Consider the following 13,386-nt stretch of genomic DNA (forward strand, 5'->3'; position numbering starts at 1 on the left):
CGGGGCGCGGTCGACGTGGACACGGTGACGCGCGGCGTCCGCCTCGCGGTGGACGTCGGCACCGTGCGCGTCGGACTGGCGGCGAGCGACCCGGACGGCATGCTCGCCACGCCCGTGGCGACGCTCGCGCGCGCCTCCGGCAAGCCGTCCTCGACGGCCACGGACGTGGCGAGGATCGCGGACGAGGCCCGGGAACGAGGTGCGGAAGTGGTGTACGTCGGGCTTCCCCGTCACCTGTCGGGTGCCGAGGGGTCGTCCGCAGGGGTCGCGCGCGCGTACGCTGTCGCACTGGCGCACGCGGTCCGGCCCCTCGCGGTCCGGCTCGTGGATGAGCGGATGAGCACCGTGACCGCGCATCACGCACTACAGGCGGCCGGCCGATCCGGACGCCGCCACCGGCAGGTCGTCGACCAGGCAGCCGCGGTGGTGATCCTGCAGCACGCGCTGGACGTGGAGAGGTCCACGGGACGACGTCCCGGGGAACGGGTCGAGGTCGACCCGGACCGTTCCGCTCCGGCGCGGGGGGCTGCTGCAGGTGACGACGGCACGACAACCGTGGAGTGACGCGCAGGTGAGCAACCAGACGGAGTGGTGGGCCCCCGTGAAGTCGGACGAGAGTGCGACCGAGCTCTTCGGCGGTGACCGTGCCGCGGCAGCGCCCGGTGCGCCGGAGCCTCGTCGCCGGTCCCGGGCCTCCGGACGCAAGCGCGACGAGCGGATGCGCAAGCAGCGCCGCCGGCGGTCGATCTCGGTGCTGGTGGTCGCCCTGGTGCTGGTGGTCGGCGCCGTCTACGTGGTGTTCTCCCTCATGGGTGGCTCGCTCCTCGGGGGCGCCGGCCAGACGCGGGAGGTGACGGACTATCCGGGCTCGGGCAGGCCGGGAGCCCCGACGGTCGTCATCAACGCGGGCGACTCGGGCGCGGTGATCGCCACGACGCTGCACCAGGCGGGGATCGTGGCCTCCGAGGAGGCGTTCCGCGACGCGTTCGACGCGAACCCCGACGCCGCGGGCATCCAGCCCGGCACCTACCAGCTGATGCTGGAGATGAAGGCGGAGCTCGCGGTCCGCTCGCTGCTCGACCCGAAGAGCCGGGTCTCGATGAAGGTCACCATCCCCGAGGCCTTCACCGCCGAGCAGATCTTCACGCGCATCCACGAGGTCACGCTCATCAGCGTCGACGAGATCCGCGCCGCCGCGGCGGACCCCGCAGCGATCGGCCTGCCGGCGGAGGCCGGCGGCAAGGTCGAGGGGTGGCTCGCCCCGTCGACCTACCAGATCGAGCCGAACACCTCGCCGCAGAACATCCTCGCGCAGATGGTCGCGAAGACCGTCGAGACGCTCAGCTCGAAGGGCGTGCCGCAGGACCAGTGGCACGACGTGCTGACGAAGGCGTCCCTCATCGAGAAGGAGGCCAAGCAGCACGAGGACCGGCCGATCATGGCCCGCGCCATCCAGAACCGGCTGGACCGTGGCATGACGCTCGACATCGACGCCTCGGTCGCGTACGGCCTGGGGATCTCCGGGACGCAGCTCACGCGCGAGCACACGCAGGACCCGAGCAACCCGTACAACACCTACAAGCACCTGGGTCTGCCGCCGACGCCCATCGCGGCACCTGGCACCGTGTCCATCGACGCCGTGCTCAACCCGGCCGAGGGCAAGTGGGTGTTCTGGGTCGCGATCGACCTCGAGACGGGCGAGACGCGGTTCGCCGAGACGCACGACGAGCACCAGGAGAACGTCCAGCTGCTCCGGCAGTGGCAGGCGGAGCACGCGGGGTGACGGCTGCGCACCGTCGCGCGGCGGTGCTCGGGCACCCGGTCGCGCACTCGCTGTCGCCCGTGCTGCACCGTGCGGCCTACGCGGCGCTCGGCCTGGACACCTGGGCGTACGACGCCGTCGACGTCACCGAGGACCAGCTCCCGGGCTTCCTGGACCGTCTCGACGCGTCCTGGGCGGGCCTGAGCCTGACGATGCCGCTCAAGCAGACGGTGATCCCGCTGCTGGATCACGTCGAGCCGCTCGCGCAGGTGGTCGGTGCGGTGAACACCGTGCTCGTGCAGGGCTCCGGGCCGGCACGCATGCTCACGGGGGCCAACACCGACGTGCACGGACTGGTCGCGGCGCTGGGGGAGGCCGGTGTCTCCGGCGGGCTGCGATCGGCCGGGGTGGTCGGTGCCGGAGCCACCGCGGCGTCGACCCTCGCGGCGCTCGCGCAGCTCGGATGCCCGACGCCGCGGGTGTACGTGCGGTCGCAGGCGCGCGCCGGCGCGCTGTTGCGCGCTGCGCACCGCATGGGCGTCGAGCCGCGGCTGTGCCGGCTCGACGACGCGGCGGGGGAGATCGGCCGCCTCGACGCGGTCGTGAGCACCCTGCCCGCGCACGCCGCGGACCCGCTCGCCGCGGCGCTGCCCGCCCACGTCGGCGGCGCCCTGCTGGACGTCTGCTACGACCCGCGGCCCACGGCGCTGTCCGCGTCCTGGGCGGCGCGGGGCGGCCGGGTCGTCGGCGGTGAGCGCATGCTGCTGCACCAGGCCGTGGAGCAGGTGCGGCTGATGACGGGACGACCCGGGCCCCTCGACGCGATGGACGCGGCGCTCGACGCGGTGCTCGCCCCGACCACCGCCTGAGCGCTCGCCCCGTCCGTCCCGTGTGCAGGGTGCGGCACCTGGTGGGTCCGCGCTTCAGAGTCCGGGAGCGTCTGCCGATGACCTTCACGGAGGCCGAACGCGGTCCCCGGACGAGGAGGCGTGCGCGTGAAGCAGCTCGGGGAGATCCTGCTGACCGGGGGTCTGGTGACGGAGTCGCAGCTGCTCGCGGCGATGGACGAGCAGATCGCGACGGGGACGTCGCTGGGACGCACGCTCGTGGAGCTCGGCATCCTCTCCGAGTCCCAGCTCGTGCAGGCGCTGGCCGAGCAGGTCGGCATGGAGTTCGTCGACCTCGACGAGTACCCGGTCGACCGCCGTGCGGTCACGCTCGTCCCGGGCGTGATGTGCCGGATGCACACGGTCCTGCCGGTCGGGCTGCGCGACGGCGCCATCGTGCTGGCGACCGCCGACCCCGGCAACGTCGTCGCGGTGGACGACGTCCGCACCGTGTCCCAGATGCCCGTCATCTCGGTGATCGCCACGCACGACAACCTGCTGCGGGCGATCGACCGGTACTGCCGCGCCGACGACGAGATGGAGGACCTGAGCCACGCGTTCGAAGTCGACAACCGCGCGCAAGAGGTCGACCTCAGCCGCCTCGGGGACTCCGTCGACGACGACGCGCCGATCGTCCGGTACGTCAACCTGCTCGTGACCCAGGCGATCAGCGACCGGGCGTCGGACATCCACATCGAGCCCTCGGAGCATGACCTGCGGGTGCGGTACCGCATCGACGGCGTGCTGCACGAGACGCAGCGCTCGCCCAAGAACATCATCGGCGGCGTCATCAGCCGCGTGAAGATCATGAGCGACATCGACATCGCCGAGAAGCGCAAGCCTCAGGACGGTCGCATGTCCGTCGTGCACAACGGTCGCAAGATCGACCTGCGCGTGGCGACCCTGCCGACGGTGTGGGGCGAGAAGATCGTCATGCGCATCCTCGACAACTCCACCGCGAGCCTCGACCTGCGCGACTTGTCGTTCCTCGAGCATAACTACGCGACGTACAAGGAGTCGTACACCAAGCCGTACGGCATGATCCTCGTCACCGGCCCCACGGGCTCCGGCAAGTCGACGACGCTGTACGCGACGCTCAACGCGGTGTCCAAGCCCGAGATCAACGTCATCACCGTCGAGGACCCCGTCGAGTACCGGCTGCCCGGCATCAACCAGGTGCAGGTCAACCCGAAGGCCGGCCTGACGTTCGCCGCGGCGCTGCGCTCGATCCTGCGCTCCGACCCGGACGTCGTGCTGCTCGGTGAGATCCGCGACCACGAGACGGCGCAGATCGCGATCGAGGCCGCCCTGACCGGCCACCTCGTGCTGTCGACCCTGCACACCAACGACGCTCCCTCGGCCGTGACGCGTCTGACCGAGATGGGCATCGAGCCGTTCCTCGTCGGCTCGGCCCTCGACTGCGTGGTCGCCCAGCGGCTCGCGCGCCGGCTGTGCACGCGGTGCAAGGAGCAGTACACGCCGGCGCAGCACGAGCTGGAGGCCGCGCGCTTCCCGTGGATGCCGGGCGAGCCCCTGCCCCAGCTCTACCGCCCCGCGGGGTGCACGGCCTGCTCGCGGACCGGCTACAAGGGGCGGCTCGCGCTGCACGAGGTGATGCGCGTGACCGAGGAGATCGAGCGGCACGCCGTCGCGCACTCGTCGGCGCTCGAGATCAACGCGACCGCCGTCAAGCAGGGGATGCTGGGTCTGCGTGAGGACGGGTGGCAGAAGGTGGCCGACGGTCTGACGTCGATCGAGGAGATCCTGCGCGTCGTCGCCTGAGCGAGTCGGACGCACGCTCAAGTGCGGACCTGCAGCCGCCGATGCCTTGGCAAGGCCGCCGGACGGGTGGCACTCGCCGGCGCGGAGGACTGCAGTGACGGACAGCTACCCGGGCGGACCCACGCGGCCGCTCCCGCCCTACCGACCGGTGACCGGCGAACGTCCCCCAGCAGCGGCCGTGTTCCTGCCCGTGCCGTCGCAGTCCCACGACGCGCGGCCGCCTGCGACCTCCGCCTTCCCGTCGCGTCCGATGCAGCCGGGTGAGACGTTCGCACCTGCGGACCCGCCGCCCCCGCCGGTGCCGCCGTCGCAGCGGGTGCCGGTGCCGCAGCAGCCGACGGCGGCGATGCCGGTCAGTCCCGTCCCGCCGGCAGCGGGCCACGCGCGCGCCGCGGGTCCCGGTGCCCCGCGTGCCGCGGCACCGCAGCAGCAGCGCTCGGGCAGCGGCATGCAGCGCCAGCCCGACGACATCGACATCGACCAGGTCCTGCGCGCCATGGTCGAGGCGGGCGGCTCCGACCTGCACCTGACGGCCGGCGCGCCGCCGACGGTCCGGATCTCGGGGAGCCTGAAGCCCCTCGGCGGGTTCGCCCCGATGATGCCCGAGCCGCTGCGCCGCTCGATCTACGCGATGCTCACGCAGAAGAACCGGGAGAAGTTCGAGGCGAACCTCGAGCTCGACATCTCGCACGCCGTGCGCGGGCTCGCGCGGTTCCGGGTCAACGTCTACCAGCAGCGCGAGTCCGTCGGGGCCGCGTTCCGCGTGATCCCGTACGAGATCAAGGAGCTCAAGGACCTCGGTGTGCCGCCGATCGTCGGCACGTTCGCGGGCATGCCGCGCGGCCTGGTCCTCGTGACCGGACCGACGGGCTCGGGGAAGTCGACGACGCTCGCGTCGATCGTCGACCTCGCGAACCGCACGCGCGAGGACCACATCATGACGGTCGAGGACCCCATCGAGTTCCTGCACCGGCACAAGAAGTGCGTCGTCAACCAGCGCGAGGTCGGCGCGGACACGCACTCGTTCGCGAACGCCCTCAAGCACGTGCTGCGCCAGGACCCCGACATCATCCTGGTCGGCGAGATGCGTGACCTGGAGACCATCTCGGTGGCGCTGACCGCGGCCGAGACCGGGCACCTGGTCTTCGCGACCCTGCACACGCAGGACGCCGCGCAGACCATCGACCGCATCATCGACGTGTTCCCCGCCCACCAGCAGGCCCAGGTGCGCACGCAGCTCGCGGGTGCGCTGCAGGGCGTCGTCTGCCAGACGCTCGTCAAGCGGTCCGACGGTCCGGGGCGTGCGGTGGCCACCGAGGTGCTGATCGCCACACCGGCCATCCGCAACCTCATCCGTGAGGGCAAGACGCACCAGATCTACTCGGCGATGCAGGCCGGTGCCCAGCAGGGGATGCACACGCTCGACCAGCACCTCGCGGACCTGGTGAAGGACAACAAGGTCACCTACGAGGCGGGGCTGGAGGCGTGCCACCACGTCGAGGACTACAACCGCCTGACCGGCCGGTTCTCCGGCGGCAGCCAGGGCGCGGCCGGCATGGGCGGCATGGACCCGTACGCGAGCATGGAGATGGACATGGGGAGCATGTGATGGCCGAGGGGACGAAGACCTTCGAGTACGCGGTCCGCGACCGCGAGGGCAAGATCGTCAAGGGCCGGCTCGAGGCCACGGACCAGGCGGCCGTCGCGAACAAGCTCAAGTCGATCGGGGTCGCGCCCGTCTCGATCCAGGAGGTCGCGACCGGCGGCCTGAACGCCGAGCTCAAGATCCCCGGCATGTCCGACCGGGTCAAGATGAAGGATCTGGCGATCATGGCGCGCCAGATGGCCACGATGATCGACTCCGGTCTCTCGCTGCTGCGCGCCCTGAGCATCGTGGCCGAGCAGACCGAGAACAAGGCGCTGGCCCGCCGGCTCGCGCAGGTCCGCAACGACGTCGAGCAGGGCGTCGCCTTTTCCGTCGGGCTCGGCAAGCATCCGGACGTGTTCCCGCCACTCATGATCAACATGGTCAAGGCCGGCGAGGTCGGCGGGTTCCTCGACCAGGTCCTGATCTCCGTCGCGGACAACTTCGAGTCCGAGGTCAAGCTCCGCGGTCAGATCAAGTCGGCGATGACCTACCCGGTCGTCGTCTTCATCATCGCCATCCTCGCCACGGTCGGCATGCTGCTGTTCATCGTCCCGGTCTTCCAGGAGATGTTCGAGAACCTGGGTGGAAAGCTGCCTGCCCCGACGCAGTTCCTCGTGACGATGTCGAACGTCATGAAGGTCGCGATCCTGCCCCTGCTCGCCGCCTTCGGCGTGTTCACGTGGTGGTGGTCCAAGCACAAGAACGACCGTGCGATCCGTGAGCGGCTCGACCCCCTCAAGTTGAAGATCCCCGTCTTCGGCAAGCTTTTCCAGAAGGTCGCGGTCGCGCGTTTCACGCGCAACTTCGGCACGATGCTCCGCTCCGGCGTCCCGATCCTGCAGGCTCTCGACATCATCGGCGAGACCAGCGGCAACCTCGTGCTCGAGAAGGCGGCGCACTCCGTGCAGGAGTCGGTGCGCTCCGGGCAGTCCCTCTCGGGCCCGCTCTCCCTGCACCCGGTGTTTCCTCCGATGGTCGTGCAGATGATGGCGGTGGGCGAGGACACCGGTGCGCTGGACACGATGCTCGAGAAGGTCGCGCAGTTCTACGACCAGGAGGTCGAGGCGACGACGGCGCAGCTCACGAGCCTGATCGAGCCGCTCATGATCGTCGTCATCGGCGGTGTGGTCGGCGGCATGATCATCGCGTTGTACCTGCCCATCTTCTCGATGTTCGAGCTCGTCCAGTAGGTCCCGCGGGACACCGACTGGTCCGCTCGGGTGAAGTTCCCGGTGTGAATCCGACAGCCGCTCAAGGGCGATCTCCGACGGCCCGATCTCGTGGGGGCAGCACCCGAACCGGCATCCCGCCGGAATTCGTCTGACACTTCCCTTCCCTCAAGGAGCACATCGTGATGGCACGTCTCCGCAAGGCTCAGGACGAGCAGGACCAGGGCTTCACCCTGATCGAGCTCCTCGTCGTCATCATCATCATCGGCATCCTCTCCGCGATCGCCATCCCGGTCTTCCTGAACCAGCGTGAGCGCGCCGTGGCCACCGCCGCGCGGGCCGACGTCTCGGTCCTGGCGAAGGAGATCTCGACGGCGATCATCGACAACAGCACGGCGCTGCCGGCCGTGGCCATCGCGACCGGCTCGTACACCGTGACCCCTGCCGGCGGTACTGCCCGCGTTGTCGGCCCGGTCAGCAACGCCGGCTTCACGGCTCCGACGATCCCGACCACGGCGACCACCAGCGACTGGTGCGTGCAGCTCACGGTCGCGGGTGCTGGTGCCATCACGGCAGTCAGCTACGACTCGCAGACCGGCGCGAAGGATGCGGCCTGCTCCTGATCTGAGCACCGCGTGATCGCGGTGTGACCTGGGTGGGGCGGGGGACGACGTCCCCCGCCCCACCTGCACGACCCGCACTCCCACACCCCCGCACGGTCCCCGGAGGCTCGCCCCATGGTGCAGAGGCAGACCACCCGCGGCGCTCATGCCGACGACGGCATGAGCCTGGTCGAGGTGCTGATCGCCGCTGTCGTGCTGGCGATCCTGTCGACCGCGGTCCTCGGGGTCATCCTGCGCACGCAGGCCGCCAACGTGGACACGCGTTCGCGGACCGCGGCGGCCAGCCTCGCCCAGCGCGAGATCGAGTTCGTCCGTGAGGAGTTCGTCCGGACGCCCACCAGCCCCGTCGACATCGCCAACGCCGGCGTCGTCACCAACGCCCATCCCCTCACCGGCGGTACCGCCGGGTCGCCGCTGGTGCTCGACAACGTGCCGTACACGGTGACCCGCTCCGTGGCGTGGAACGTCACGGGCACCGGGGCCTCCGCGTGCGAGGGCGGGTCGCTCGTGCAGCACCCGACGCTGGGCGTCACGGTCGCCGTGACGTGGCCCAACATGGGCGCCACCCGACCGGTCCTGTCCCACATCCAGCTGGCCCCGCCGAAGGGCACGAGCGTCTCGGCCACGCAGGGCTTCGTGGCGGTCAAGGTCGTCGACTCCGACGGCGCCCCGCACGCGGGGCGCACGGTGCGCGTGACCAGCACGGCCGGTGCGACGACGTCGTCTCTCACCGACACCGCCGGCTGTGCGGTCGTCGCGGTCAACCCGCCGGCCGCCGGGAGCGTCTACACGGCGCGGTTGGGCGACGTCGGGTTCGTCGACGTCTCGGGGGTGCCCGACCCGTCGAAGCAGACCGGCGTCCTGAAGGCGGGTCAGCTCAACGCGAACCTGAGCTTCGCGTACGACCGTGCGGCGACGCTGCGGGTGCGCGTGGTCGACGGGTCGGGTGCGCTCCTGCCCGACAGCGCGGCGGCAGGCGCCCTGCTGACCGTCGCGGCCACGGTGAGCTCCGGTTCGTCGGCCACGTCGGAGCACACCGCGACCGGCAGCGAGACCACGATCGGGGGCCTGTGGCCGTCGCGCTACGGTGCGTACTTCGGTGCAGCGCCACCCCCCGGCGGGTACGCCTCGGTCGAGCTCGAGCCGGGCGCGACCGGCCAGGTCGACGTCGTCCTGAAGTTCGCCGAGGGCACGATCGGCAACCTGCCCCCCGGCACGACGGGTGTCGTCGCGGTGCCGGGCACCGGTGGGTGCACGGCGCCCGGGGCACGGTCGGTCGACCCCGCCGGGTTCAGCCTGATGCCGGGGCAGTGGACGTTCTGGGCGACCGGTGCGGCCTTCACCTGTGCCACCGGCCCGACGGTCACCCTCGTCGGCGGCCCCGCCGGCACCATCGGCTTCGCGCCGTCCGTCCTCCGGGTCGTCGGCGTGCCCGCCGGTGGCACCCTCTGGGCGGTCAGTACGACGAAGGCCACCGGTCTGACGACCTGCGCGGGAGCCGCGACCGCCGGTGTCGCACTGAACGTGGACGCGGCGCGCACCGGACCGCTGCCACTGCCCGCCGGCGACTGGTTCGTGTACCGCACGAACGGGGCCGCCGACGGCCCCTGCCTGTCGGTACCGGCGACTGCCTACCCGCAGAACGTCGCCTACGGCACGAGCTCGACCCTGACCTGGGTCGATCGGCCGCCGCCGGTGGGACTGACGATCACGAACGTGCCCTCCGGCAACCAGTGGCGCGTGTTCGTCTCGCGCACGACCCGCTCGGCGAACTGCGGGACGACGCTGCCGGCGGGTGCCGTGCAGGTGGGCGCTCTGAACGCCAGGAACGTCACAGGCTCCGTCGAGCAAGGTGTCTGGTACGTCTACCGGCAGCGCACCGACGGCAACACGAGCACGCGATGCACGCTGATGAAGGGTCCCGGGACCGTGACGATCTCCGGTACGGCCACGGCCTACTCGGCGGACTTCATGAGCGGCCTGGTGACGTCGTCATGAGGCGGCTGCGCAGTCGGCGCGGTGACGCCGGGACGACGATGTCGGAGCTCGTGGTCGTCATGTTCGTGCTGTCGATCATCGTGATCGCGACGATGACGCTGACCGTCACCATGCAGCGCACCAACGCCCAGACGATGAACCGCCAGGAACAGATCGACGGCGTGCGCTTCGCGATGGACCGGATCAGCCGCACGCTGCGGTCCGCCGTACGTCCCAGCCAGCTGTCGACGGCCTGCGCGACGTGCACCGCCGACGCGTTCGTCTCGGGGCAGCAGTTCGCCGTGCAGTTCTACGCCAACGTCGAGAGCACGTACTCGGTGGTGGTCCCCAGCCGGGTCACCTACTCGGTGGCCGCGACCGGCCCCACCGCCGGTGTCCTGGTCGAACGGGTCCAGGAGCCGGACCAGGGCACACCCACGGCGTCCGGCTGGACGTACTGCGACGCAGAGGCCGCCGGGGCGACAGCGGCGTGCAAGGCGCGGCTGCAACGCCGGACGCTCGCGACCGGCGTGCGCGCGACCGGCACACCCATGTTCGCGTACTACGCGAACAACAACACGGCTCTCAGCGCTGCCGGTACGGGGCTCGCGGCCACCGAGTTGGCCACCGTCATGGCCGTCGAGGTGCAGCTCACTGCGACCAGCACCGGCGTGGCCGCCGCTCAACCCACCACCATCGTCCAACGCGTGCTTCTCACCAACCCGTACACCCTGCTGCGACCCGACCCCGGAGCGACCCCGTGATGCGACTGATGCGGACGCGCCTCGGCGCGCGTCACGACGACACCGGTGCCGGCCTCGTTCTCGTCGTGGGGTCGATGATGGTGCTGACCATGCTCGCCCTGACCGCGCTCGCCTCCGTCACCGCCAGCGAGCGGCTGGCACGGCATTCGCAGGACTACCAGGCGGCTGCCGCCGCTGCGCAGGCGGGCGTCGAGGAGTTCATCAGCAGGGTCAACCGCGAGGACTCCTACGGCTCGACCATCGACTGCCTCAACCCCGCGTGGCGTGCTCCGACGACGACCGCCAACTCGTGCGGCTGGAACGCCGCGACCACGGTGGGTTGGGCGCCGGTCGTACCCGGCGAGACGGACCCCGCCGCCGCATGGTTCCACTACTCCGTCGACGCGAGCCGCAAGACGGCCGAGGGGTCGATCCTGCTGACCGTCACGGGCCGCGTCAACGGGGTGTACCGCACCGTCGAGACCGCTGTCGGCAAGGGCGGCTCGACGGACTACGTCTACTACACCGACTTCGAGTCGGCCGACCCTGCCAACATCCAGGCCTACACGGCGGCGGAGAAGGCCTCGATGAGCGCCGCGCAGCGCAACGCCTGCGGGATCAACGGTCACTCCAACGCGCTGTACTGGTGGAAGAAGAACGCCGCGAACCAGACACGCTCGTCGTACGGCTGCGAGGAGATCACCTTCATCGACGGCGACCGCCTCGACGGGCAGGTCCACACCAACGACACGATCTTCGCCTCGATCCGCACGTCCGGTGCCCCGAAGCCCTCGTTCCTCGAGCCGGTGACCACGTCCGACGAGCGCTGCCGGACACCCGGGACGACGAACTCGCAGTGGGAGGACCGGTGCCTGCGCCCCTCGACGAACAGCCTCAACGGCCTGGCGAACTTCAACAGCAAGCCGCCGTCCTACAAGGACCCGCTGTACCTCGACGACACGTCGGCCGAGTTCGTGAACCACCCGGGGTGCCACTACTACGGGTCGACGCGCGTGATCTTCCGCAGCAACGGGCGCATGACCGTCTGGAACAAGCGCGTCAACAACAACAACACCGCACCGGTCTCGATCGCGGCGCCCGACGGCACGCAGCGCGGCTGCGGGACCCTCGACCAGCTGGATGCCGGTGCCGACCTCGAGATCCCCGACGACATGGTCCTGTACGTCGGAGCGTCGTCGGCACCCATGCGGGAGTGCTACAAGGGAGAGATCGGCGGGCCGACGGGTCGGGCGCTGCCGCTCGGCACGTACACCGGTGCCGCGGCCGGCAGCGGGGGCACCTACCAGCGTGACGTCAACATGGAGGAGCCAACGAAAGCCTGCTCCCGCGGCAACCTGTACGCCGAGGGCATCGTCAACGGTCACGTCACGCTCGCCGCGGCGGAGTCCGTGATCGTGACCGGTGACCTCGTGCTCGCCGACGGACGCACCGAGGGCTCCTCGGACCTGCTCGGACTCGTCGCGACGAACTCCGTCGAGGTCTTCCACCCCCGCATGGTCACGGTGAACGCCACCCGCAACTACGTAGGTGCACCTTGGTACTGGGGCAACCCGAGCGGTGAATCCGACCCCAGCACGGACTGGCCCACGCGGTACACCGACCCCACGACCAGCTCCTACTTCCCGTCCTCGGGTGTCCAGATCGCCGGGTCGATCCAGACGCTGCAGCACTCGTTCCTCGTGCAGAAGCACTCGGTGGGCGGCGCCCTCGGAACGCTCTACGTGTACGGCTCCATCGCCCAGCGGTGGCGCGGTATCGTCGGGCAGGGCACGAACGGGTACACGAAGTCGTACAACTACGACAAGCGCCTGCGTTACGCGTCGCCGCCCTACTTCCCCCGCTGGGCCAACGCCGAGTGGAGCCTGCGCTACACCGGCGAGACGACGACGCCCGACGAGGTGAGGACCTGACCGTGGACGCCGTGGAGATCGCCGGTCTCGTTCTCCTCGGCCTCTTCGGCATGGTCGTCGGGTCGTTCCTCAACGTCGTCGTCTGGCGGGTGCCCCGCGGGGAGTCGGTGGTCAGGCCCCCGAGCGCGTGCCCGACGTGCCGGGCTCGCATCGTCTGGTACGACAACGTTCCCGTGGTCTCGTGGCTCGTGCTGCGGGGGAGGTGCCGGCGGTGCGCTGCGCGCATCAGCGTGCGGTACCCGGTCGTGGAGCTCGTGACGGGCCTGCTGTTCGTGGGGACCGCGCTGGTGGTCGGCTGGACCCTCGCCCTGCCGGCGTTCCTGTACCTCGTGTCGATCTCCGTCGCGCTCGCCGCCATCGACGTCGACGTGCACCGGTTGCCGGATGCGATCGTCCTGCCGTCGTACGCCGTGGCCGGGGTCCTTCTCGTGCTGGCGTCGTGGACGCCTGGTGAGGGCGTCGACACCGACGCCCTGGTGCGCGCGGCTGCGGGCTCGGGCGCGCTCTTCCTGCTGTACCTCGTGCTGGCCCTCATCCACCCGCGGGGCATGGGGCTCGGCGACCTCAAGCTCTCGGGCGTGCTCGGGCTGTACCTCGGCTGGGTCGGTTGGGGCGCTCTGGCGGTCGGTGCCTTCGCCGCGTTCCTCCTCGGCGGCCTCTACGGCGTCGTCCTGATGGTCGCGGGACGTGCGGGCCGCAAGACCCAGGTGCCCTTCGGGCCGTGGATGCTCCTGGGGGCGGTGCTCGGCGTCGTCGTCGGCGAGCCCCTGGCTGCGTGGTACATCCGCATTGCCGTCTGACCCGGCTCAAGTCCGGGGTCGGTCCGACCGATAGTCCCTTCGTGCGCACACCGCCGACGGAAGG

11 protein-coding genes are annotated in these 13,386 nt (G+C 70.7%); all 11 read left to right on the forward strand.

Translation table 11 applies throughout. From position 1 onward, the window contains the following. Window positions 1-24 precede the first annotated feature (24 nt). The 11 genes from ruvX (at window position 25) to KKR89_RS09040 (ending at window position 13,322) form a co-directional block, all read left to right on the forward strand. Entirely contained in the window at window positions 25-564 is a 540-nt protein-coding gene (ruvX, locus tag KKR89_RS08990; protein ID WP_251140832.1) for a Holliday junction resolvase RuvX, read from the forward strand. A gap of 7 nt (window positions 565-571) precedes the next feature. Beyond that, complete coding sequence (gene mltG, locus KKR89_RS08995; protein ID WP_208195048.1) at window positions 572-1,783, forward strand: endolytic transglycosylase MltG; 1,212 nt, start codon at window positions 572-574, stop codon at window positions 1,781-1,783. Next, window positions 1,780-2,631, forward strand: coding sequence for a shikimate dehydrogenase (locus tag KKR89_RS09000; RefSeq protein ID WP_208195049.1), 852 nt, complete (start codon window positions 1,780-1,782; stop codon window positions 2,629-2,631). Before mltG ends, KKR89_RS09000 begins: the two co-directional genes overlap by 4 nt. 126 nt (window positions 2,632-2,757) lie before the next feature. After that, on the forward strand, window positions 2,758-4,431 hold the full coding sequence (locus tag KKR89_RS09005) for a GspE/PulE family protein (RefSeq protein ID WP_208195050.1): 1,674 nt from the start codon (window positions 2,758-2,760) through the stop codon (window positions 4,429-4,431). A 250-nt stretch (window positions 4,432-4,681) separates the two neighbouring features. Next, window positions 4,682-6,040: a type IV pilus twitching motility protein PilT gene (locus KKR89_RS09010; RefSeq protein ID WP_243882210.1), complete on the forward strand. Its 1,359-nt coding sequence runs from the start codon at window positions 4,682-4,684 to the stop codon at window positions 6,038-6,040. Further along, window positions 6,040-7,269 carry a type II secretion system F family protein gene (locus KKR89_RS09015; protein ID WP_208195051.1) on the forward strand — a complete coding sequence of 410 codons (1,230 nt, stop codon included), beginning with the start codon at window positions 6,040-6,042 and terminating at the stop codon, window positions 7,267-7,269. Before KKR89_RS09010 ends, KKR89_RS09015 begins: the two co-directional genes overlap by 1 nt. Window positions 7,270-7,433: 164 nt before the next feature. Further along, on the forward strand, window positions 7,434-7,871 hold the full coding sequence (locus KKR89_RS09020) for a prepilin-type N-terminal cleavage/methylation domain-containing protein (RefSeq protein ID WP_243882313.1): 438 nt from the start codon (window positions 7,434-7,436) through the stop codon (window positions 7,869-7,871). Between the two features lie 114 nt (window positions 7,872-7,985). Beyond that, window positions 7,986-9,869: a prepilin-type N-terminal cleavage/methylation domain-containing protein gene (locus tag KKR89_RS09025; protein ID WP_208195053.1), complete on the forward strand. Its 1,884-nt coding sequence runs from the start codon at window positions 7,986-7,988 to the stop codon at window positions 9,867-9,869. Window positions 9,870-9,907: 38 nt separating this feature from the next. Continuing rightward, window positions 9,908-10,612, forward strand: a complete 705-nt coding sequence (locus KKR89_RS09030) for a hypothetical protein (RefSeq protein WP_243882211.1) — start codon at window positions 9,908-9,910, stop codon at window positions 10,610-10,612. Continuing rightward, on the forward strand, window positions 10,612-12,522 hold the full coding sequence (locus tag KKR89_RS09035) for a pilus assembly PilX family protein (RefSeq protein ID WP_243882212.1): 1,911 nt from the start codon (window positions 10,612-10,614) through the stop codon (window positions 12,520-12,522). The genes KKR89_RS09030 and KKR89_RS09035 overlap by 1 nt, the downstream gene beginning before the upstream one ends. Before the next feature lie 2 nt (window positions 12,523-12,524). Next, a complete protein-coding gene (locus tag KKR89_RS09040; protein WP_372438468.1) occupies window positions 12,525-13,322 on the forward strand; it encodes a prepilin peptidase in 798 nt (265 codons plus the stop codon). Window positions 13,323-13,386 lie beyond the last annotated feature (64 nt).

This window comes from Cellulomonas dongxiuzhuiae (assembly GCF_018623035.1).
Classification (GTDB): domain Bacteria; phylum Actinomycetota; class Actinomycetes; order Actinomycetales; family Cellulomonadaceae; genus Cellulomonas; species Cellulomonas dongxiuzhuiae.

Bases quoted from the DNA above. Each gene is read 5' to 3' on its own strand.
- KKR89_RS09015 (WP_208195051.1), top strand. From the start codon at position 6,040: ATGGCCGAGGGGACGAAGACCTTCGAGTACGCGGTCCGCGACCGCGAG.
- KKR89_RS09035 (WP_243882212.1), top strand. From the start codon at position 10,612: ATGCGACTGATGCGGACGCGCCTCGGCGCGCGTCACGACGACACCGGT.
- KKR89_RS09025 (WP_208195053.1), top strand. From the start codon at position 7,986: ATGGTGCAGAGGCAGACCACCCGCGGCGCTCATGCCGACGACGGCATG.
- KKR89_RS09030 (WP_243882211.1), top strand. From the start codon at position 9,908: ATGTCGGAGCTCGTGGTCGTCATGTTCGTGCTGTCGATCATCGTGATC.
- KKR89_RS09010 (WP_243882210.1), top strand. From the start codon at position 4,682: ATGCAGCCGGGTGAGACGTTCGCACCTGCGGACCCGCCGCCCCCGCCG.
- KKR89_RS09020 (WP_243882313.1), top strand. From the start codon at position 7,434: ATGGCACGTCTCCGCAAGGCTCAGGACGAGCAGGACCAGGGCTTCACC.